The organism is Pseudoalteromonas sp. JB197 (assembly GCF_002332205.1).
Taxonomy (GTDB): domain Bacteria; phylum Pseudomonadota; class Gammaproteobacteria; order Enterobacterales; family Alteromonadaceae; genus Pseudoalteromonas; species Pseudoalteromonas nigrifaciens.
Genome location: NZ_NRGZ01000002.1, coordinates 186,523 through 207,496, shown reverse-complemented (window position 1 = coordinate 207,496; position 20,974 = coordinate 186,523). Strand labels below are relative to the sequence as shown.

The 20,974-nt window shown below is 40.8% G+C and carries 19 protein-coding genes; 5 read left to right on the top strand and 14 right to left on the bottom strand.

The window, feature by feature from the left end:
- Positions 1-34 precede the first annotated feature (34 nt).
- Positions 35-496, top strand: coding sequence for a thioredoxin family protein (locus CIK86_RS16150; protein ID WP_086998198.1), 462 nt, complete (start codon positions 35-37; stop codon positions 494-496).
- A gap of 55 nt (positions 497-551) precedes the next feature.
- Here the strand turns inward: CIK86_RS16150 and CIK86_RS16145 are convergent, their stop codons facing one another.
- Positions 552-2,279, bottom strand: coding sequence for a DUF885 domain-containing protein (locus tag CIK86_RS16145; RefSeq protein WP_086998195.1), 1,728 nt, complete (start codon positions 2,277-2,279; stop codon positions 552-554).
- A gap of 184 nt (positions 2,280-2,463) precedes the next feature.
- On the opposite strand from CIK86_RS16145, the gene CIK86_RS16140 reads away from it, so the two are divergent.
- Positions 2,464-3,051 (top strand): DUF4202 domain-containing protein, encoded by a 588-nt coding sequence (locus CIK86_RS16140; RefSeq protein WP_011329771.1) that lies wholly within the window; start codon positions 2,464-2,466, stop codon positions 3,049-3,051.
- A 103-nt stretch (positions 3,052-3,154) separates the two neighbouring features.
- Here the strand turns inward: CIK86_RS16140 and der are convergent, their stop codons facing one another.
- The 9 genes from der to ndk form a co-directional block, all read right to left on the bottom strand.
- Positions 3,155-4,618 (bottom strand): ribosome biogenesis GTPase Der, encoded by a 1,464-nt coding sequence (der, locus tag CIK86_RS16135; RefSeq protein WP_011329772.1) that lies wholly within the window; start codon positions 4,616-4,618, stop codon positions 3,155-3,157.
- Positions 4,619-4,711: 93 nt separating this feature from the next.
- Positions 4,712-5,890 (bottom strand): outer membrane protein assembly factor BamB, encoded by a 1,179-nt coding sequence (gene bamB / locus CIK86_RS16130; protein ID WP_086998191.1) that lies wholly within the window; start codon positions 5,888-5,890, stop codon positions 4,712-4,714.
- Positions 5,891-5,900: 10 nt separating this feature from the next.
- Positions 5,901-6,521, bottom strand: coding sequence for a tetratricopeptide repeat protein (locus CIK86_RS16125; protein ID WP_011329774.1), 621 nt, complete (start codon positions 6,519-6,521; stop codon positions 5,901-5,903).
- A 47-nt stretch (positions 6,522-6,568) separates the two neighbouring features.
- Positions 6,569-7,849 (bottom strand): histidine--tRNA ligase, encoded by a 1,281-nt coding sequence (gene hisS / locus CIK86_RS16120; RefSeq protein ID WP_011329775.1) that lies wholly within the window; start codon positions 7,847-7,849, stop codon positions 6,569-6,571.
- Positions 7,850-8,028: 179 nt separating this feature from the next.
- The gene (ispG, locus tag CIK86_RS16115) at positions 8,029-9,147 is read right to left on the bottom strand and encodes a flavodoxin-dependent (E)-4-hydroxy-3-methylbut-2-enyl-diphosphate synthase (protein ID WP_086998188.1); all 1,119 of its coding nucleotides are present in this window, start codon (positions 9,145-9,147) and stop codon (positions 8,029-8,031) included.
- A gap of 5 nt (positions 9,148-9,152) precedes the next feature.
- On the bottom strand, positions 9,153-10,016 hold the full coding sequence (locus CIK86_RS16110; RefSeq protein WP_011329777.1) for a RodZ domain-containing protein: 864 nt from the start codon (positions 10,014-10,016) through the stop codon (positions 9,153-9,155).
- Complete coding sequence (gene pilW / locus CIK86_RS16105) at positions 10,013-11,755, bottom strand: type IV pilus biogenesis/stability protein PilW (protein ID WP_086998185.1); 1,743 nt, start codon at positions 11,753-11,755, stop codon at positions 10,013-10,015. The genes CIK86_RS16110 and pilW overlap by 4 nt, the downstream gene beginning before the upstream one ends.
- 146 nt (positions 11,756-11,901) lie before the next feature.
- Positions 11,902-13,032 (bottom strand): bifunctional tRNA (adenosine(37)-C2)-methyltransferase TrmG/ribosomal RNA large subunit methyltransferase RlmN, encoded by a 1,131-nt coding sequence (locus tag CIK86_RS16100; RefSeq protein WP_086998182.1) that lies wholly within the window; start codon positions 13,030-13,032, stop codon positions 11,902-11,904.
- Positions 13,033-13,201: 169 nt separating this feature from the next.
- Positions 13,202-13,633, bottom strand: a complete 432-nt coding sequence (ndk, locus tag CIK86_RS16095; RefSeq protein WP_011329780.1) for a nucleoside-diphosphate kinase — start codon at positions 13,631-13,633, stop codon at positions 13,202-13,204.
- A gap of 229 nt (positions 13,634-13,862) precedes the next feature.
- On the opposite strand from ndk, the gene yegQ reads away from it, so the two are divergent.
- Complete coding sequence (gene yegQ / locus CIK86_RS16090; RefSeq protein ID WP_086998179.1) at positions 13,863-15,269, top strand: tRNA 5-hydroxyuridine modification protein YegQ; 1,407 nt, start codon at positions 13,863-13,865, stop codon at positions 15,267-15,269.
- Between the two features lie 79 nt (positions 15,270-15,348).
- On the opposite strand, the gene CIK86_RS16085 is transcribed toward yegQ, so the two are convergent.
- Both CIK86_RS16085 and CIK86_RS16080 read right to left on the bottom strand, forming a co-directional pair.
- Positions 15,349-16,233: a LysR family transcriptional regulator gene (locus CIK86_RS16085; RefSeq protein WP_244181085.1), complete on the bottom strand. Its 885-nt coding sequence runs from the start codon at positions 16,231-16,233 to the stop codon at positions 15,349-15,351.
- Between the two features lie 101 nt (positions 16,234-16,334).
- The gene (locus CIK86_RS16080) at positions 16,335-16,715 is read right to left on the bottom strand and encodes an AAA family ATPase (RefSeq protein ID WP_086998249.1); all 381 of its coding nucleotides are present in this window, start codon (positions 16,713-16,715) and stop codon (positions 16,335-16,337) included.
- Positions 16,716-16,763: 48 nt separating this feature from the next.
- Between CIK86_RS16080 and CIK86_RS16075 the strand changes: the two genes are divergently transcribed.
- Entirely contained in the window at positions 16,764-17,522 is a 759-nt protein-coding gene (locus CIK86_RS16075) for a PDDEXK nuclease domain-containing protein (protein ID WP_254910760.1), read from the top strand.
- Between the two features lie 86 nt (positions 17,523-17,608).
- Positions 17,609-18,496, top strand: a complete 888-nt coding sequence (locus tag CIK86_RS16070) for a restriction endonuclease subunit S (protein WP_086998173.1) — start codon at positions 17,609-17,611, stop codon at positions 18,494-18,496.
- Positions 18,497-18,645: 149 nt separating this feature from the next.
- On the opposite strand, the gene istB is transcribed toward CIK86_RS16070, so the two are convergent.
- Both istB and istA read right to left on the bottom strand, forming a co-directional pair.
- Positions 18,646-19,413: an IS21-like element helper ATPase IstB gene (gene istB, locus CIK86_RS16065; protein ID WP_086996779.1), complete on the bottom strand. Its 768-nt coding sequence runs from the start codon at positions 19,411-19,413 to the stop codon at positions 18,646-18,648.
- Positions 19,406-20,899: an IS21 family transposase gene (istA, locus tag CIK86_RS16060; protein ID WP_086996774.1), complete on the bottom strand. Its 1,494-nt coding sequence runs from the start codon at positions 20,897-20,899 to the stop codon at positions 19,406-19,408. Before istA ends, istB begins: the two co-directional genes overlap by 8 nt.
- Positions 20,900-20,974: the final 75 nt, after the last annotated feature.

Sequence of the window (20,974 nt, the reverse complement as noted above, 5' to 3'; positions counted from 1 at the left end):
AACACTCACAGTATTAATACAAAAAGGCGCCTTAATGTTTAAAAAATTAGTTTTATTCTTTTTTCTGTGTTTGCCACTGTCCACTTTTGGGGCTACAGCGCCTTATACTGGGGGTATTAGCGCGACAGATTTACTTGAAGAATATGATAACTTTGCTCAGCAATATAAAAACTTTACCCCTACCAAACAAGATATTACGCTAATACAAAAATTAAAGGGGAAGGAGTTAACCGTATTATTTGGTACTTGGTGCCATGATAGCGCGCGCGAAGTTCCGCGTTTAATTAAGCTGCTTGAACAGTCGAAAGTACAATTAGAGAGTATTAAATTTGTAGCTGTAGGATACAACAAGCAAGATGCTAGCGGCGTAGCACAGGCTCATAATTTACAATACACACCTACTATTATAGTTAGCCAAAATGGCAAAGAACTAACACGTATGGTTGAAAAACCAGCGGGCACACTTGCGCAAGATCTTACAAAAAACCTACCTTAATAATCGAGTGAGCTTGCAGGTTAAAGGCGCTGAGTAATGTTCAGCGCCACCGAGATCAAATAACGGACTTTTGCTGTGCAATCCATTCATTTATTACCGCTTCTAACACCGCCATTGGCAGTGAACCTTGGCCGATGACAGTGTCGTGAAACTGGCGTATATCAAACTTAGTACCTAGCTCTTTTTCGGCTTTTGCGCGCAGTTCACGTATTTTTAGCTCGCCCATTTTGTAAGACAGTGCTTGGCCTGGCCAAGAAATATAACGATCTATTTGATCCTCAACCGCACTTTGCGGCAAGGCTGTGTGATCTGCCAAGTAGTCAATAGCCTTTTGGCGGCTCCAGCCAAAGGCATGAATACCGGTATCAACCACTAAACGCACTGCGCGCCACATTTCGTAGCCCAAACGGCCAAAGTCGCTGTAAGGGTCTTGATAAAATCCGGCTTCTTTGCCTAAACGTTCGCTGTACAAGCCCCAGCCTTCGCCAAATGCAGAGTGGCTAAGTGTGCGTCTAAACTGGGGTACATTTAACTCCATGGCAACGGCATTTTGTAAATGATGCCCAGGAATTGCTTCGTGTAAACTCAGTGCCTCTAGGTTATATAAAGGTTGTAGTTTAGGTATTGAAGCTAAAAAATAAGTACCTGGTGAGCGGTTATCAGGCGGTGGCATATAAAACGCGCCGCGACTTGCTGAGCCTTTAATGGTAAAGGTGTTGCGCGGTAAATGGCCAAAATAGGTAGGTAACTTGCCATACATTTTTTGGGTAATAAAAGCGGTTTTTTCGAGCAAGTCTTGCGCGTCTGTTGCGTAAAATTGCTCGTCGCTCGCTAAAAACTCTAAAAACTCAGCGTAAGTGCCATCAAAGCCCACTTTATCAATGATGTTTTGCATTTGCGTTTTTATACGTGCGACTTCCTTTAAGCCAAGTTCGTGTATTTGTTTTGGCGTGGCATTGGTGGTGGTGTAATAATTTACCGTATATTTGTAGTAATCAAGGCCATCTTTAACACTTGAAATACCAGGCTCGGCTCTGCAATTAGGCATGTAATCGTTTTCAAAAAAGTCGTAAAAATGCTGATAAGCGGGTACTACTTTTGAGCTAATTAAAGCTTTTGCTTTGTTTTGATATGTGGCTTTTTGCTCTGCACTAAACGTACTCGGAATACGGGTAAAGGGCTCGTATAAGGCGCTGTTCTCAGGTTTTTTAACGATATGAGCGCTAATGCTACTGCTGTAATTTTCAAAGGTTTTACAGTAGTGCGTATAACCATTTTTAATCCCTGCTTTCATCAAGTTAATGTTTTCTTGATTAAAACGAGGGTAGTCGGCAAGGCTGACTAAAAAGTTATCATAATCATTAGCAGTTAAAAATGCCATATTAGCCGGTGCTTCAGCAAAGTAGGTATGCCAGCCGCTTAAAAAGTTTACTGGAAAATACTTATCCTGAAATAGATAGCTTTGTTGCTCGGTTTCTCGTTCATATTTAAATAATCGGTAATTCATTAACTGCGCGTCGCTGAGCTTGCTAGGATCAATGTTTTTTAAATTGTCGAGCACGGCATCATTGTACTGTTGACGCTGAGCAATAGCGTGCTCGGTCCAATTAGCTAACTTGCCATTGGGTTTCCAGCCGTCGGGATCGGTACGAAAAAATATTTTTTCGGCTTGAGCGTGTTGCCAATGTTTATCAATTATATTTTTTAAACCGGCATTGTTATCAGCCATACTTGGCAGCGAAACTAGGGTTAAGCAAATAGCTAAAATACTTTTTTTGAACATGTTTATCTCGTTTTAGCGAGTTAATTTTTATCGTTCAAGGTTAACACGTGCTGTTTATAGATAACACTTAGTTAGTGCGGTTAACGTTCAGTACTCGCTTATTCGTTTTGAGCGGCTTAGAATGGTGTAAAGTAAACTCAAGTTAAATATAAGTACCATGCTAAATAGCGCACCTAATAAAACAATGCTTAACCAAGTAATAACTTTAATTGATCAAGCAAATAGCCAAGACCCTAATACTGAAATATATAATGCTCAGAGCCTGCCAAAAGAAAGTTTATACGCAACTCGTATGAGCGAAATGTTAGCGCGTTTTAACCCTAATGCCGATGAGCTTATGCAAATAGCAGTACGCGGCCAGCATATTGAGCGCTGGCAGTCGCCGCGTAGTAACTTTGCTATGAATAAGCAGGGGTATCATCAGTGGCGTAGTGCGCTTTATATATTTCATGCTTCAAGAGTAATTGAGTTGATGCAACAAGTTGGCTTTAACGAAGCACAGCAACAACGGGTTTATGCCGCGGTAGCTAAGCAAGATATTAAACGCAACCCAGACAGTCAGTTAGTGGAGGATATTGCAAGTTTGGTGTTTATTGAACATTATATGTTGGCCTTTACCAGTACCAAACCAGATTATGATGAACAAAAATGGCTTGGCATTATTCGTCGCACGTGGCAAAAAATGTCAGTAGAAGCGCGTGATTTTGTGCTCGCTGGTAATGTAACATTACCCGAACCGTTAGTTGGGCTTATTCATAAAGCGGTTGCGTAATACTTTATTTTAAACAAAAAAATGGCGTACATTTAATGTACGCCATTTAATATTTTAGTACCTAGTACCTAGTACCTAGTACCTAGTACCTAGTACCTAGTACCTATTTGTTACGGTTTTCTTTACTAAACGCACGAATTTTACGTTTTTGCGATAGTGTTATTTTATTAACACGTCCGGCAAATGGGTTATCACCTTCTCTAAATTCGATTTTGATAGGTGTGCCCATAATTTTCAGTGCTTTACGGTAGTAGTTCATTAGGTAGCGTTTATAGCTATCAGGTAAATCATGAACTTGGTTACCATGAATAACAATACGTGGTGGGTTATAACCACCGGCATGCGCATATTTAAGCTTAACACGGCGACCACGAACAAGTGGCGGCTGATGATCTGCTTGTGCCATGTCCATAATACGACGTAACATTGCGGTGCTTATACGCTTGGTAGCTGATTCGTACGCTTCGTCTACCGACTCAAATAAATGACCTACGCCAGTACCGTGTAATGCCGATATAAAGTGTAAACGGGCAAAGTCGATAAAGCCTAAGCGACGATCTAGTTCTGATTTAATACGATCTTTAACATAATCGTCTAAGCCATCCCATTTGTTCACCGCAATAACCAGTGAACGGCCAGAGTTAAGTGCAAAACCTAATAAGCTTAAATCTTGATCAGAAATACCCGCACGAGCATCAACGACTAATAACACTACGTTACAGTCTTCAATTGCTTGTAGGGTTTTAATCACTGAGAACTTTTCAACCACGTCGCTTACTTTTTTACGCTTACGCACACCAGCTGTGTCGATTAAAATATATTCTTTGTCGTTACGGGTCATTGGAATATAAATAGAATCGCGGGTTGTGCCTGGCATATCGTAAACAATTACACGTTCTTCACCGAGTATACGGTTGGTAAGTGTTGACTTGCCTACGTTAGGACGACCAATAATAGCTAGCTTTACAGGTTTGTCTGCAAATGCTTGATGAGAGTCATCTTCACTGTCTTCTTGGTATAAATCGATAAGCTCTTCATCATCGTTACTTACATCTTCATCAAGCGCCGCTAATTCAGCAATTAAAGGCTGTAGCGTTTGCTCAAGTAATAACGTAATACCACGGCCATGTGATGCAGCAATATGATGAATTTCGCCCAGCGATAATTGATAGAACTCAGCGCAGTTTGAATCGGCGTCAATACCGTCGGTTTTGTTAGCAACCACAAAGCATTTTTTCTCTTGCTTGCGCAAGTGATTAGCAATGGCTTGGTCAGCTACTGTCATACCTACACGGGCATCAACTAAAAACAGTACTATATCGGCTTCTTCAATGGCGAGCAGAGACTGATCAGCCATTTCGATTTCAATGCCTTCTTCAGAACCATCAATACCGCCCGTGTCTACCACGATAAATTCATAGCCATCGTAATTTGCTTGGCCATATTTTCTATCACGAGTTAAACCTGGAAAATCGGCTACGAGCGCGTCACGAGTACGTGTTAAACGGTTAAATAATGTGGATTTGCCCACATTGGGTCGCCCCACTAGAGCGATCACGGGAAGCATAAACTACCTCTTTAAAAAACAACAAAAGGCTTCGCGTTGCGAAGCCTTACAAAAAATAATTAACTATTAGTGGGTTATACTAATAATCATAAGTTAGTTTGGTATTTGTACCGCACTAACTTCCCCATCTCGGGTATATAAAATCAGTTTATCGTTGGCAACAACAGGCTCAACAAAAAAGCCTGAACTGTCAAAGTCTTCACGAGATACTAGCTCGCCAGTGACTTTATTTAGCCAATGTAGGTTACCTTCTTGATCCCCTAACGCTAAATATTCACCTGCAACTGCAGGGCCTGTTAAATACCAACCACGTAGAGCGGGTTGGCTCCAACGTTCAATACCTGAATCTTTATCCAATGCGTAAATAACACCGTTGCTATCTACTACATAAATACTTTGTGCATCCATGGCAATATCGCGGTAACTGCTGTATTCACGTTTCCATACAATATTACCAGAACGAATATCAACTGCCGCTAGGTTACCATTATAAGCAATAGCATAAGCGTATGGGCCGCTAATAAGTGGTTGTGTGTCTACATCAACTAGACGCTCAAACTCTGAAGCACCTTTAGCAACTGCAATTTCGGCACTCCATGCAGAGTAACCACTGTCTGAAATTAATACGCTTAATTTGCCGGTTTCTAGGCCAACTAATACACCACCATTTGCAATAGTAGGCGCGCTTTGTCCACGTAAGGTTAGCGCAGGTACTTCTTGCTCAAAGCGCCAGCGTTCTTCACCCGTATCAGGATGAAGGGCTAATAACTTACCCGAAGCTAAATTTACAAATACCAAACCGTCACCGGCAGCTGGTTTTGAAAGTGCTTCACCGGGTACGTTTTTACGCCAAACTTCTTCACCAGTTTCACGATCTAGAGCAATAACATAGCCATGCTCCGAACCTAAATATATTTTACCATAAGCTTGTAATATTCCGCCCGATAATTTTGCACTATCGTTATCGGCCCATGGCCAAAACGATACATCTTGGCGCACATCGCTTTTCCATAGCGTATCGCCATTTTCTAGCTTAAGTGCTTTTACTTGGCCTTCGCGGTTAGCAACGTATACGGTATCTTTATATACAGCAGGTGATAAGCGTGAAAAATAATGCTCTACACCATTACCAATTGATTCTTGCCATACAATATTAGTTTCGAACTGGTTGGCTATTTCAGGCAGAACCAGTTCTTCTTCGTCATCACTTGACGAGCAACCCATTAAAGTTGCCATGCAAAGTGCAAGCGTTGCGATTGTTATTTTTTTCATAGCTAAAACCTTATGCCGCTGGGCTTGTTACTGCTAGGTCATCTAACTTAATTTGTAATAGTGGATTACTGGTTAGTCCACCGGCATCAACCGCTGCTTGATATGCTGCGCGAGCTTGTTTTTTGTCGCCTTGCTTAGTGTAAATATCACCCTTAAGCTCTGCAACATTGGCAGAAAATGCGTCAGGTAATGATGCATTTAACGACGTTAGCGCTTCATCATACTGCTGCTGGGCAATTTGAACGCGAGCTAGGCGTGTAATAGCAATGGCTTTTAATTCATCGTTTTTTACGTTAGACACTATCCAGCTTAGCTTTTCGCTTGCAGCGTCTAGGTCATTTGCTTCTACAGCATCTTTAGCCGCTACAAATGCAGCTAACGTTGCGTAGTTGGTATCTTTATTTTCGCTAATAAACGTATCAGCTGACGATAATACACTTTCGCCTGAAACCAATGTTGTGTAAGCGTCTGATGCTTGCTCAGCTGTGGTAATTTGGTTTTGGTTATACGCTTTCCAGCCATATAAACCACCTAAACCTACAATTACACCTAGTGCAAGAGAAAGGCCGTTTTCACGGAAAAAGCGCTTTATGGCTTCGGCTTGTTGTTCTTCTGTTGAATAAATATCCATTTTTACCTCTGTGATAGCTTTGGCATTAATATGCTTTTATTAAAATATTAGCTATTAATAAGCTCTGCTAATAGCGCTTTAGCTTGTTCTAATTCTAATGTGACTTGTTCTTTACGCTCGCGTAAATACTTAATGGTCACAACGCCTTGTTCTAATTCATCTTCACCGATAATAACGGCAACGAGTGCATCGCTTTTATCAGCACGTTTTAATTGTTTTTTAAAGTTGCCGCCGCCAGCATGCACCATAACGCGTAAGTTTGGCACATCGCGTCGAAGCGTCGCTGCAATAATAGGTGCTTGAATGCTGGCTTTGTCGCCCATTGATGCTAAATATACATCAGCATTACGACGAATATCACCTACACACTCAAGTGCTTGTAGCAGTAGCACTAAGCGCTCAAGGCCCATTGCAAAACCTACTGCAGGGGTCGCTTTTCCGCCAAGTTGCTCAACTAAGCCATCGTAACGGCCACCGGCACACACAGTACCTTGCGCGCCTAAGCTGTCGGTGATCCATTCAAACACAGTGCGGTTGTAATAATCTAAACCACGTACCAGTTTTTCGTTAATCGTATATTTGACGCCAGCTGCGTCTAAACGTTCACATAAATTTGCAAAATGTTCTTTTGATTCAGTGTCTAAATGCTCAGATAGCTTAGGTGCATTAATTAAAATTGCTTGCACGTCAGGGTTTTTGCTATCAAGTACACGTAGCGGGTTTGAATACATGCGACGTTTTGAATCTTCGTCTAGTACATCAAGGTGTTGCTCAAGATAGGCAACCAGTGCATCACGGTAATTGGCACGTGCTTCGTTTGAACCTAATGAGTTAAGCTCTAAACGTACATGTTCGCTAATCCCAAACGATTCCCATAATTGCGCTGTAAGTAAAATAACTTCTGCATCTATGTCGGCACTCGCAATACCAAAGGTTTCTAAACCAAATTGGTGAAACTGGCGATAGCGGCCTTTTTGCGGACGTTCATGGCGAAACATTGGGCCCATATACCAAAGGCGTTGCTCTTGGTTATACAGTAAGCCATTTTCGTTTCCTGCGCGTACACACACAGCGGTGCCTTCTGGGCGAAGCGTAAGTAAGTCGCCATTACGATCGGCAAAGGTGTACATTTCTTTTTCTACTATATCGGTTACTTCACCAATAGAGCGTTTAAATAGGTCGGTTGATTCTACAATTGGAAAACGAATTTCTTGATAACCGAACGACGCAACGGTTTCGCGTAAAATATTTTCTACTTTTTGCCAAACTTGAGTATCGCCTGGTAGGCAATCGTTCATACCGCGAACTGCTTGAATTTGTTTTGCCACTGCTAAATCCTAAAAACTGTTGTTGTACAATGCTTGACTGCGACAACATAAAACTAAAAAAATTGACCCGATATTATAACCCTAATTTACACGTAAATGCGAGCTTAGAGGCGCGCTATTGCTAAGTTACCCAGCGATAGCACAATTTAAATAAAGGCCAAACTAACTAATTAAAGGTGTTACTCAACGATTTTAATATCGATAGGTGTTTGGTTTTGTTTTTTTGCAATAAAATCGCGCACGTAGCCTTCAAGTTGTTCAACAATATTATTGTTATCTATGCGGGCTTTTTGGCGTTCGCCATTAATATATAATCCTGAGCGACGACTAGCGCCGGCTAAACCAATATCACTTACCAATGCTTCGCCAGGGCCGTTTACTACACAGCCAATCACTGAGACCGAAACCGGTTCAATAATATCCTCTAAGCGCTCTTCTAATTGGTTCATGGTGCTAACTACATCAAACTCTTGGCGAGAGCAGCTAGGGCAAGCAATAAAGTTAATACCGCGAGAACGAATACGCAGTGATTTTAAAATATCAAAACCAACTTTAATTTCCTGCACCGGATCGGCTGCCAACGAAACACGTAGCGTATCGCCAATCCCTTCGGCAAGTAACATGCCTAAACCGACTGCCGATTTAACCGAACCTGAGCGCATGCCACCGGCTTCTGTGATACCTAAATGCAGAGGTTGGTCTATTTCTTTTGCTAGCAAGCGATAAGCACCGACAGCTAAAAACACGTCAGATGCTTTTACCGATATTTTAAATTGATCAAAGTCTAAACGGCGCAATATATTTACATGGCGCATTGCCGACTCTAATAATGCCTCGGGCGAAGGCTCGCCGTATTTTTCTTGTAAATCGCGCTCTAATGAGCCGCCATTTACACCAATACGAATAGGAATGTTGTGCTCGCGAGCCGCATCTACCACAGCCCTAATTCGCTCTTCGCTGCCAATATTACCTGGGTTAATACGCAGACAATCTACGCCATATTTTGCCACTTTTAAGGCAATTCGGTAATCAAAGTGAATATCGGCTACTAACGGTATAGTTACCTGCTCTTTAATGCTTTTGAATGCTTCGGCGGCGTCCATAGTTGGTACAGATACGCGCACAATATCGGCGCCGGCATCTTGTATTGCCTGAATCTGTGCTACGGTTGCATCCACATCCATAGTGTCGGTGTTAGTCATTGACTGCACGGCAATGGGTGCGCCATCACCTATAGGTACATTACCAACATTAATACGGGTTGATTTTCTGCGTTTAATTGGGGATTCTGAAAACATAGCGGCTACTCTGCTAGTGGTAATTTAAATTTAGCTAAACGATTTTTTGGAAAAGCTGATAGATCAACAGTTTCACCGTTTAGAGTAATATTAACTGCATCATGCTTACCCAGCACAACCGAAAAAGGAGCTATGCCTGTTAAGGTCATTTCATAGCCTGCTTTTTTTACTCCAAACGCAATTTTTTCACCTTCGGCATCATAAATTTCTACCCAGCTCTCATCATTAAAAAGCATAACGATAGTACTACTATTGTTTGCTTCGTTAGGGGCTGTAGTAGTGGTGTTAATTGTACTATTACCGCTAGGTAGCGCACTTAATTGCTCACTTTGCGGTAATGCTACATTATTTATTTCCTGAACTTGCTGCTGTGATGCGCCAATATTACTTTGCGCAGCCTGTTCTTGTTGCTCACTCATTATCGAGTTTTCAACATTAATATTACTTGTTTGTTCTTCAATTGGCATAGAATTTTGCCACCACCATAAGGCAGAGGAGCCAATTACAATGGCTAAAATAATATAGCTGGCAATCATTAAACGACTGTCGTTAGCTTCTTTTTCAGTACGACGCGAAAAACTCTGCATATCAACGGGTTTTTCAGGCGTTGTAGGTGCAGGTAGCATAGCCAAAATAGGTGTATGATCAATTTTTAGCTCTCGGCAATAATTTTTTATATACCCTTTTACAAAGGTTGTAGGGCCAAGTAACTGATATTCATCATTTTCCATGCGTTGTACTTGTAACACAGTCAGTTTTAAATGTGTTGCCATAGTAGCAAGGCTAATGTCAGCGTTTTCTCTGTGTGTTTTTAATATTTGCCCAAGAGAAGGTTGTTCGCTTTGGGGCTGAGTAATTTCTTCATTCATAATAGGTATGAGTCTGGATCCACTAGTAAAAGATTGTGCCCTGGTGTTAGTGCTATATCAGGACTTAATTTATTCCATCGCATTAATTCATCAATTAATACCTGCCGCTGGGTAGCTATTTCAAAAAGGGTATCACCAGCTTTAATTTCATAATAAATGTTAGGATCGTTAAGGTAAATTTTACTGCCATTCATTACCCGATCTGACTCTTTTAATCCATTCCATAATAGGAGCTTTTGTAGTTTAACATTGTATCGTACCGAAATGCTAAATAGGTTTTCACCAAACTCTATAATATGAAACGGGACTGTAAGCGGCGCAACCTTAGGGTTGAGCATAGGTAGCTTATTGTCGTTACTTGTTGGCGCATTTCTCAGCTCTATGGTGTCAAGTTCGTTGCTGTTATTGCTAGCAAATACATCTGCATTTTTAGTGGGCTTATAAAAAACCACCTGACCATTATTACTAGGTTGAGCACTCGCTTGGCTGAAAGTAGTGTTAGTTGTATTTGCTTTATTAGCGCTGTTAATAGCAGGTTGAGGAGCACCAAAAGAAATTATTTTAACGTTATTATTAGCTGCAGCCTGTGCTGCAGGCAAGTTGCTTGTTGGTGTCTCAGGCTGCGCGCTTAAAGGGCTAACAATAGCTTGTTTACTGCTTTGGTTTGTTGAGTTTGTTATTGGTTTTGCGTTAAGCACAGCGTTCGCCTGGCTTGGTGGTGCGACAGTTTTGCTTGATGGCAGAACTGGTTTAACTTCTGCTATTACTGCAGCTGGGTCTGTTACTGTTGCAACGGGCGTTTTATTAGCACTAATTAAGCTTGTTGAGTCATTTTGTGATGGACGCTTTTTACGAATTATTTTTATTTTAGGCTGTGAACTTAATTGCGCTTCGCTACCATCTTGTTTTAATTCATTGAGCTGCGCTTGACGATATTTTTCGCGCAAAACTTCAAATTCGGTTTGTTTTATTTGGCTATCTCTAATCGCAAAAGCCTGCTCACTACTTGGGTAAGTTTGTAGGATAGTTGCAGCAATTTTCTCTGCTTCTTCAATTTTACCCATGCGCTGTTTAATTAAATAACTAAGTAATAAAGCACGCGGAGATATTTGCGCGGTATCGTCGTAACGCTTTAACAGTGCACTTGCTTTGTATAAATCGCTTTTAGCGTAATATAAAGCCGCTAAACTAATCAGCGTTGAAGCGCGCTGAGAACTGTGATTTATTGCTTGCTGAAAATAAGTTTCGGCGTTATCAAAGTCGTCAAATTCTATAGCGCACAACGCTAAGTTTTCGTAGCTTTGGGCAACACGGATATAGCTGGGTATTGCGATTGCTTTTAAAAACTGATCAGTAGCACGGTCGTATTCATCTATACCACATAAAAATACCCCATAGTTATTTAAGGTATTAGGATCGTCAGGTTTAATAGCAAGTGCTTTTTGATAGGCTAAATCGGCAAGTTTATTTTCACCAACTTGTTGATAGTAATACGCTAAAGAGTAGTGGACTTCGGGTAGGTTTGGCGCATATTCGCTGGCACGTTCAAGGTTATATTTTGCTTGAGAGTTATTACCCGTATTTAAATATTGTAAAGCAAGGGCAATGCGAGTTCGAGCTGCGCCTGCGCTATTAATTTTATTTTCGACAACGGGTTTATCACTGCCGTTATAACTATTTTCTGTAACGCAACCGCCTAAGGCGAGCGTAGATATAGTTAAAACTAGTAAAGGTCGCATTACCTTGTCTCTTTATTTTTTGTCCATAGCGCCTATCTTACCTAAAAGCATCTATGTTGCATCAATTATTTAAAAATAAACGACTTAAAAGCAATCAGTCTTGATATGAAGTATTAATTAAGACTGATTGCTATTTAGAGATGAGGTTATGCTTGGTGAATATTAACGGTAATCGCGTTATCGTCACGCATTTTCTTTTTAGCCAAGCGTTTTGTTCTATCAACAACATCGCCAGCTAATTGACCACACGCTGCATCAATATCATCACCGCGAGGGCGACGTACAATACAAGTAATGCCGGCTGCTTGTAAAACCTTAGAAAAACGGTCAATACGACTATTACTCGAACGCGTATATTCGTTACCCGGAAATGGGTTAAACGGAATAAGGTTTACCTTACAAGGAGTGCCTTTAAGCGTTTGTACCAATGCGTGCGCTTGGTCGGTGCTGTCGTTAATACCATTGAGCATAACGTATTCAACGGTTACGTCTTTATTTGCTTTAGAGCCATCGATATAACGACGACACGCCGCTAAAAACTCTTCAATAGGGTATTTTTTATTAACGGGCACTAAAATATCGCGCAGTGCGTTATCAGGAGCATGCAATGAAATAGCCAGTGCTACGTCAATTTTTTCTTTTAGTAAATCCAGAGCCGGTACCACGCCTGAAGTACTTAATGTAACGCGGCGCTTAGATAAACCAAAACCCCAATCGTCCAACATCAGTTCCATCGCGGGGACTACGTTTTTAACGTTAAGGAGTGGCTCACCCATGCCCATCATTACCACGTTTGTTACCGGGCGTTTTTCGCTGTGACCATCAAGGCCAATATCTTTAGCTACACGCCAAACCTGGCCAATAATTTCAGATACTTTTAAGTTACGGTTAAAGCCTTGTTGTGCTGTAGAGCAAAAAGTACATTCAAGCGCACAACCAACTTGCGATGATACACATAACGTAGCGCGTTCTTTTTCAGGGATCCAAACAGCTTCTACTTCTTGGCCGCCTTCAAGCACTAATGCGTATTTGATCGTGCCATCTTTAGCTTGTTGACGCACTGATATTTCTGGGGCAACAATTTCGCATTCAGCTTTAAGTTTTTCTTTAAGCTTTTTGTTTACGTTGCTCATATCGTCGAAGTTGTCTACGCCAAAATGATAAATCCATTTCATCACCTGGTCACTACGAAACGGCTTTTCACCGAACGATGCAAATAGCTCGCGCATCCCTTCTCGGTTTAAATCTAATAAGTTAATCTTTTTTTGCTCGGTCATGAAACAACCTCAATCGGTGACGGTGGAGATAAAAATTTACGAGGACGAATTGTACACAATTCACTCAGCTTAATCATTAAGTAAAACATTATAAGTTTACTGATTAATACCTTACATAATGACTAAAAAAGGGCCCGAAAGCCCTTTTCAATATGTTAACGAGTTCGAATTAACGAGTACGTGAACAAAGCTCTTCGTCAGCGAAGAAGTACGCGATTTCGCGAGCAGCAGATTCAACAGCGTCAGAGCCGTGAACAGCGTTTTCGTCGATGCTGTCAGCGTAGTCTGCACGTAAAGTGCCTGCTAGTGCGTCTGCAGGGTTAGTAGCACCCATGATTTCACGATTTTTAAGAACAGCGTTTTCGCCTTCAAGAACGGTAACCATTACTGGACCAGATGTCATGAAAGATACTAAAGCACCGAAGAAAGGACGTTCGCTGTGTTCAGCGTAGAAGCCTTCAGCTTTCTCTTGTGAAAGGTGAACCATTTTAGCTGCAACGATTTTAAGGCCAGCAGTTTCGAAACGGTTGTAGATAGCGCCGATGTGGTTTTTAGCAACTGCATCAGGTTTTACGATTGAGAAAGTACGTTCTAAAGCCATCTTAATGCTCCAATAATTTTAAGTGAAAGTGTGAATATTAACGGGCGCGAATTATACGCGTTTTAACGTAAAAATACTAATTATTATTAATAACCAATTTGATTGTTATTTTGTGATCTCGATCAAATACAAATAATTTGCTGCATTTATACTGCCGCGCTCTACAATTATTGTATTTGTTAATTATTCATGCAACTGGCTTGTAACCAGTTTTATGTATGGAGCGCTCATGCCATCAACTACTGTTAACTCTTCAAAAAACACGCCGCTGTTTGCGTTCACCCCTGAACTATTATCGCCCGCGGGCAGCTTAAAAAACATGCGCTATGCGTTTGCCTATGGTGCCGATGCAGTATATGCAGGGCAGCCACGCTATAGCTTAAGAGTACGTAATAATGAGTTTGATCTTGAAACATTAAAAGTAGGTATAGATGAAGCGCATGCACTGAATAAAAAGTTTTATGTGGTATCTAATATTGCGCCGCATAACGCTAAAGTTAACTCGTATTTACGCGACATTGAGCCGGTTATTGCTATGCAGCCCGATGCGCTGATCATGTCTGATCCGGGTTTAATTATGTTAGTGCGTGAAAAATGGCCGACTATGCCTATTCATCTATCGGTACAAGCGAATGCGGTAAATTACGCGAGTGTACAATTTTGGGCAAAACAGGGGATCGAGCGAGTTATTTTATCGCGCGAACTGTCGCTAGAAGAAATTGCCGAAATACGCAGGCTTTGCCCAAATACCGAGTTGGAAATATTTGTCCATGGTGCCTTGTGCATGGCGTATTCTGGACGCTGTTTATTGTCGGGTTACATAAACAAACGCGATCCAAATCAAGGTACATGCACTAATGCTTGTCGTTGGGATTACGATGTAAAACCGGGCGTTGAAAACGAAACGGGTGAAATGGTACATAAGTTCGATCCTAAAAGTATAATACCTACGCTTGGTGAAGGCGCGCCTAGCAGCGAAATAGTCATGTTAGAGGAGCAAGGTCGCCCCGGTGAATATATGCCTGCTTATGAAGATGAGCATGGTACTTATATTATGAACTCAAAAGATTTACGTGCAGTACAATATGTAGAGCAACTTACCCAAATGGGTATACATAGCTTAAAAATAGAAGGGCGCACCAAGTCTTTTTATTATGTAGCACGCACCGCGCAGGTTTATCGCAAAGCAATTGATGACGCAGTAGCTGGTCGCCCGTTTGATACCAACTTATTTAAAACCTTAGAAAATTTAGCCCACAGAGGCTACACCGAAGGCTTTTTAAAGCGCCATGCGCACCAAGACTATCAAAATTATGAATACGGCCATTCGGTATCAACTAAACAACAGTTTGTTGGCGAAGTGCTGGGTAGAGATGCTAACGGCTTAGTTGATATTGATGTAAAAAATAAGTTTTGTGTTGGCCATTCATTAGAGTTAATGACCCCAAAAGGCAATATTAGCTTTACCCTTGAGTGCATGGAAAATAAAAAGGGTGAAAGTATTAGCGATGCTAAAGGTTCCGGCCATATTGTTAAAATAGCGCTGCCTCAAGCGCTAGATTTAGCGTACGCTATTTTAATGCGTAATCTTGATGAGCATCAAGATACTCGTAATCCGTTTAAGCAAGCCGTTTAGTAATTACAGCAATACTTTAAGCGACTTTTATAGCGTTATGGTACTGAGGCTGAGTTATTAAAAAATACCTTGCAGCGCTTTAGCTAAAGTGTTGCAAGGTATAGTCTATTAGTAACCTCACACGATGAGGGATTTGTTTTCTGTCGCGATAAAGCATAGAAAAAGGCTGCCCTTCACTTTGCCAATCAGGAAGAATACGCTCAAGCGTTCCTGACTCTATTAATGGCAATGCAATATAATCAGGTATATAACTAATGCCAACACCCGATTCTACGGCATGTTTCATCATTTGAATTTCATCAACTTCAAGCCTAATGTGTTTTTTTGGCTCAACGTTATACACTTCATTAGTCAGTTTATTTTTTAATTGCCACGGGGCTAATCCAAAGCAAATAACTTTGGGTTGTTCTTCTAATTGCTCAGGGTGGGTAATTAAATGAGTGGTTTGGTTAGGGCGGCCACATATTATATTATGGGTGAGTTTCAACTCTCTAATAACCCAATTATCAATAGCAGGGTTTCTTACTCTAAAAGCAATATCAATGCCTTTTTTTTCGATATCAATTAAGTCATTTGAAAAACGTAAATCTAACTGTATTTCTGGATACAGCAGTAAAAAATCACAAAAAATAGCGCTTAAAAAATGCTTGCCCATGTAAATTGGCGCAGAAATTCTAATTTTACCTTTTGGTTGCTGCTTCTCATCAGATAACGCTTGCTCTATGGCGTCTACTTCCTCAAACAGTTTGCAGTAGCGAGCGTAATATAGCTCCCCTGTATGAGTTAATGTAACGCGATGAGCGTCTCGATTAAGTAAGGTTAACTGTAGAGTTTGCTCCAATAAACGTATTCTGCGGCTTAAGGTTGATAATGATACATTTAGACTTTCGGATGCTTTTTTAAAGCTACCTAATTGCACTATAGTGCAAAAATAACGTAAATCATCAAGAGAGTAATTAGGCATTATTAAAACCGCTTATCATTTCAAAACTTAATTATTGTTGAAGTTATGTTTAATCATAACAGCGGCGCTGTTAAATATCATTAGATGTTAAAAGTAGTGATTTAAAATTGGCCGCCAGGCTCAGCGCCTATCGCGTTAAAAATATTGCCAAAACGTGCTTGTATCTGATGCAAACCTAATTCAGCATCAATATAAAAAACTTTTTTAGCTTCGCACGGCTCATTACCAAAACTAGTAGTGCCAGCAGCAACACACGCAGCGATATACTGAGATATATAGGTTTTTCCAGAGCCAGCTCCGGCAGCAAGTAGCGTAGCCTCTCCGGCAGTTAATATCGCGGGTACAATGATGCATGGTTGAGGGATCTCAGCTTGAACAATATTAAGCACACTTTCAGCCTTTCTTAATTTGCGTAATGGATTAGGTGTGTTTGTTGATTCACTGTTTTGTGAAAATTGTTGGATATGTTTTTGGTCATTCATATTTATAAACTGCGCAGTTTTTATTTAGCCTTTTCAAAATGGCAGACAGTGTCTGCCAAATTGAGTTGGTCGCATTATTCAACGCTTATCCGCATTGAAAATGAAAATGCTCGCTTATGGTATATGCAAGAGGCCAGTCAACAAAACTGGAGTGTACGCGCCTTAGAACGTCAAATAGGTACGCTATATTACGAACGCTTATTGTCTAGCAAAGAAAAACAACCCGTTGAGCATGAAGCCCAACAAAACACACAAGTATTGGCAGAATCCGCAAAAGACTACCTGCGCGATCCCTACATTTTAGATTTTTTAAACCTGCAAGACAAAAGCTATCAAGAAAACGACCTAGAGCAAGGCATTATAAATAACTTACAACAGTTTTTATTAGAGCTTGGTAAAGGCTTTGCTTTTGTAGAGCGCCAAAAACGCATTCGCTTTGATGACGAAGATTTTTATATCAATCTCGTTTTTTACAATTTTAAACTCAAGTGTTTTTTATTGCTTGATTTAAAAATTGGCAAACTCAAACACCAAGATATAGGCCAAATGGATACCTATATTCGTTTGTACGACGACCTACACACCAGCAGCGACGATAACCCTACTATTGGCTTGGTCTTATGCAGTGAAAAAAGCGAAGCCGTTGTTAAATACTCCGTACTGAGCGACCAAAAACAACTCTTTGCCGCAAAATATTTAGCCCACTTACCCAGCGAAGAAGAGCTGCGCATAGAACTACAAAAAGAGCGCGAACGCGTACAAGCGCAATTGCTTAGTCAGCAAGTTAAAGGCCAAGATAATGAATAAACAAATAGTGGGTGCTGTTGATAGCCAAATGAAGCAAAGCGATGAGCTTGATAAAGCCATTCGTAAAAACTTGGAGGCGTTGGGTTATGGGGAGTAAATGGCAATCCACTTCTTTAAAAGAGCTTGGGGTACGATTAATAGATTGTGATCATAAAACCCCCAAAGCTGTTGAATGTGGTATCCCTTATATTGGGATACCACAAATGGATAATGGCCGGATTAATTTTGATGCTAATCCCAGACTAATTTCAGAAGATGATTTCAAACATTGGACACGAAAAGCAAATCCAATGTACGGAGATATTATTTTATCTCGTAGATGTAACTCTGGTGAAACTGTTTACGTCCCAAGAAACTCTAAATTTGCTTTAGGGCAAAACTTAGTTTTATTACGTCCAGAGGGAGAGCGTGTTCACCCAGAATATCTTCGTTGGGCTGTTCATGGTAAGGAGTGGTGGAATGAGGTTGCAAAATATTTAAACCCTGGTGCAATTTTTGAAAGTTTAAAATGTGCAGATATACCAAAGTTTAAAATCCCTGAACCACCAATAAGTGCACAAATTAAGATAGCCGAACATTTATCTGCTATTTCAGGAAAAATAGAATTAAATCAAAAGATAAACCAAACCTTAGAACAAATGGCACAGGCGTTGTTTAAAAGTTGGTTTGTTGATTTTGATCCGGTGTTCGACAACCTCCTTGCCAGCGTTGATTTTAACTTAGAAAACCTTGAAACTAGTCTGCCTGACGAGTTAATACAAAAAGCACAGCGCCGCTTAGCGGCACTAAACAGTTTAGAAAATGCGGCCGAATGCAAAGCCTCACTCAGTGCGCTCGCGCACGAATTACAAGCGCAAACACACGCAGCAGTACAAGTATCAGAAAAAGCCGCTGAAACACCCGCTGAAACACCCGTTAAAGCAAACGTGAGCGCCAACCCTAACATATTAACCCCACGCCCACTTCCCCAATGAGTTCGAACACAATGAACAACTAGGCTGGATATCAAAGGGTTGGGAAGGTGGATGTCTTGAGGATATGCTAGTTTTACAACGTGGTTTTGATTTACCAAAATCTAAACGTACTAATGGTATTAGACGTCAACTAACTTGTCCGGTCGGCGTCAATTAACTTGGCCGGTATTTGAGTTTAGTTTCATTGCTTGTTTTTTACGGTAACTTTCACCTTGTATTTGATAGATATTACTATGGTGAACAAGTCTGTCTATAGCGGCAACTGTCATCATGTTGTCACCGAATATGTTATCCCATTCACTGAAGGCTTGATTGGATGTGATCAACAAACTACCTCGTTCATATCGATGAGCAATCAATTCAAACAATACCTGACTCTCACTATCAGTCTTTTTCACGTAGCCGATATCGTCCAAAATCAATAGCTCATATTTATCAAGTTTTCTTAGGGCATCATTTAAACCCAGCGTTTCTTTCGCGCGTTGAAGTTCTTGAACAATAGCCGTACTAGTACTGAATTTAACGCGCACTGCTTTTTCAAGTAATGAGTAGCCAATAGCGCAAGCTAAGTGAGTTTTCCCTAAACCACTAGCGCCAAACAATAAGATATTATGGCCCTGTCTAAGCCAATCAATCTGACTAACTTTTTGTTTGATTTGCAGTGACGTAACTCCTTCTACTTCGTCAAAGTTATATTGATGAAGCTGCTTACCTACGGGTAATTTACTTTCTTTAAGTAACCGTTTTAATCGACTTTCATGACGATGATTAGCTTCAAGCTCACATAGCTCGGCAAGGAATAACTCTGGCTCCCACTCCTGTGAAACAGCCTTTTGGGCAAGAGCCTCCCATTCTTTGGCTATCGCACTTAAGCGCAGCTCTTTGAGTAATATTGGTAAGCTTTGAACATTAGCCATGTAACCCTCCAAGTAAACTATCGTAATCACTTATTTTGTGTTGATGACTGACAATATTTGGTATGACGACCGTGCTAGGACCAAACAATTTACGGCACATATCAATGGTTATACGCTTACCTTGCTCGTGGTTTTTCAAGACATAACGACCAAGAGCCTGCTCGCAATTATAATTATGAGCGAGTAACAATAGCTCAACCATATAACGACAGTCTTTATCGCTGACATGCTCAGATGTTAACTGCTGCCACAATAAACTGAAATCACCTTCTGGGATCAAGTCTTCTCGTAACTGCGAGTATTTAAACGCATTAGGCTTTTTCGCCAGTGAGTGGATCACATGTTTATAATCTACTGCGCGTGATCTTAGATGTCCTTGAGCATAGACTCTGGTTAGGAATAACGTCTTTTCATGACCAAGAAATAAATCCAGCCGGGTATCATAAATGTGTACCAGTAATCGATAACCAATCAGTCTGGAAGGTACGGTATACGTCACGCGTTTAACACTGATGGTACTGCTTGATGTGACTTTAACGTATTGCTCGCAGAAGTCGTTGGTGCGACGTTTAGGCAAATCATTTAAATGTTTTCGTTCTTCATCAAATCGAGTTTTGCATTGGCGATTAATTTTGGCGACAATTACATCAAGAAACGATTGGTACTCGGTAATTGTCGCGAAATCTCGACTGCCACGTAATCGTAACTGCTGATCTACTTTTCGTTTTAAATGACTATGCGCTACTTCAATCGCCCCATTTTCGTGAGCCACACCTTTATTGTTACGCGTCGCAACGACGCTATAGTGAGCACATAGCTTTTGATAACGTTCAGTTAACGTTTCCTGTTCATAGTGGTTATTAAATGCAGCACTTAAGCTATCGGTTCGGTGTGTTTGTGGTACACCACCACTACGCCAAAATGCATTTTGTAAACCAGTAGAAAGTGATTCGAAGCTTTCACCACAAAAGACAAGTTGAACATATGTCCAGCCACTAAACACTAATTTGTAATGAAAGAGCTTATGAGAGAATACTTGGCCTGCAATGGATATTTCAAGTTTGTTCATCCAAGTATAATCAGATATTCCCATAAATCCGGGCATGTACTTTTGACGAAAGATAACTTCTTGCTCTGGCCCTTCAGTTGCTAACCACTTTTTGACTCGACGCTGTAACGTACGTAAATGGTTGTGACCAAACTTACCTGGCATGAGGGTATCGAGCTGATCTAATAACGTTATAGGTTGAAGCTTAGGATCTGCTTTGAGTAATGGCACTAGATGTTCTTCAAACGCACCATCAAATGGGTCTTTGCGTGTTCGATAGATTCTGGGGGTATTTTCTGTTGAATGTTGACCTGAGTCGATGCGCCGAGCCGTACGCTCTGACATACCAGACTGAGCTGCGGCTGTTGTTTGTTTATGATCCTTACGATAAGACATATATAAATTAACCTGTTGCTTGGTTATGGGTTTTCCAGACATATCTTTCTCTGTTGAATTTGATATATCTGAAGTGTACCAAAACCGGTCAACCTAATTGTCGCGACTCGGCCAAGC

Coding starts and splice junctions, on each gene's coding strand:
- ispG (WP_086998188.1), bottom strand. CDS start 9,147: ATGTTTTCAGAATCCCCAATTAAACGCAGAAAATCAACCCGTATTAAT.
- CIK86_RS16070 (WP_086998173.1), top strand. CDS start 17,609: ATGGGGAGTAAATGGCAATCCACTTCTTTAAAAGAGCTTGGGGTACGA.
- CIK86_RS16145 (WP_086998195.1), bottom strand. CDS start 2,279: ATGTTCAAAAAAAGTATTTTAGCTATTTGCTTAACCCTAGTTTCGCTG.
- pilW (WP_086998185.1), bottom strand. CDS start 11,755: ATGCGACCTTTACTAGTTTTAACTATATCTACGCTCGCCTTAGGCGGT.
- bamB (WP_086998191.1), bottom strand. CDS start 5,890: ATGAAAAAAATAACAATCGCAACGCTTGCACTTTGCATGGCAACTTTA.
- CIK86_RS16110 (WP_011329777.1), bottom strand. CDS start 10,016: ATGAATGAAGAAATTACTCAGCCCCAAAGCGAACAACCTTCTCTTGGG.
- ndk (WP_011329780.1), bottom strand. CDS start 13,633: ATGGCTTTAGAACGTACTTTCTCAATCGTAAAACCTGATGCAGTTGCT.
- istA (WP_086996774.1), bottom strand. CDS start 20,899: ATGTCTGGAAAACCCATAACCAAGCAACAGGTTAATTTATATATGTCT.
- istB (WP_086996779.1), bottom strand. CDS start 19,413: ATGGCTAATGTTCAAAGCTTACCAATATTACTCAAAGAGCTGCGCTTA.
- CIK86_RS16080 (WP_086998249.1), bottom strand. CDS start 16,715: ATGAATGACCAAAAACATATCCAACAATTTTCACAAAACAGTGAATCA.
- CIK86_RS16125 (WP_011329774.1), bottom strand. CDS start 6,521: ATGGATATTTATTCAACAGAAGAACAACAAGCCGAAGCCATAAAGCGC.
- CIK86_RS16100 (WP_086998182.1), bottom strand. CDS start 13,032: ATGACCGAGCAAAAAAAGATTAACTTATTAGATTTAAACCGAGAAGGG.
- CIK86_RS16085 (WP_244181085.1), bottom strand. CDS start 16,233: ATGCCTAATTACTCTCTTGATGATTTACGTTATTTTTGCACTATAGTG.
- CIK86_RS16140 (WP_011329771.1), top strand. CDS start 2,464: ATGCTTAACCAAGTAATAACTTTAATTGATCAAGCAAATAGCCAAGAC.
- der (WP_011329772.1), bottom strand. CDS start 4,618: ATGCTTCCCGTGATCGCTCTAGTGGGGCGACCCAATGTGGGCAAATCC.
- yegQ (WP_086998179.1), top strand. CDS start 13,863: ATGCCATCAACTACTGTTAACTCTTCAAAAAACACGCCGCTGTTTGCG.
- CIK86_RS16150 (WP_086998198.1), top strand. CDS start 35: ATGTTTAAAAAATTAGTTTTATTCTTTTTTCTGTGTTTGCCACTGTCC.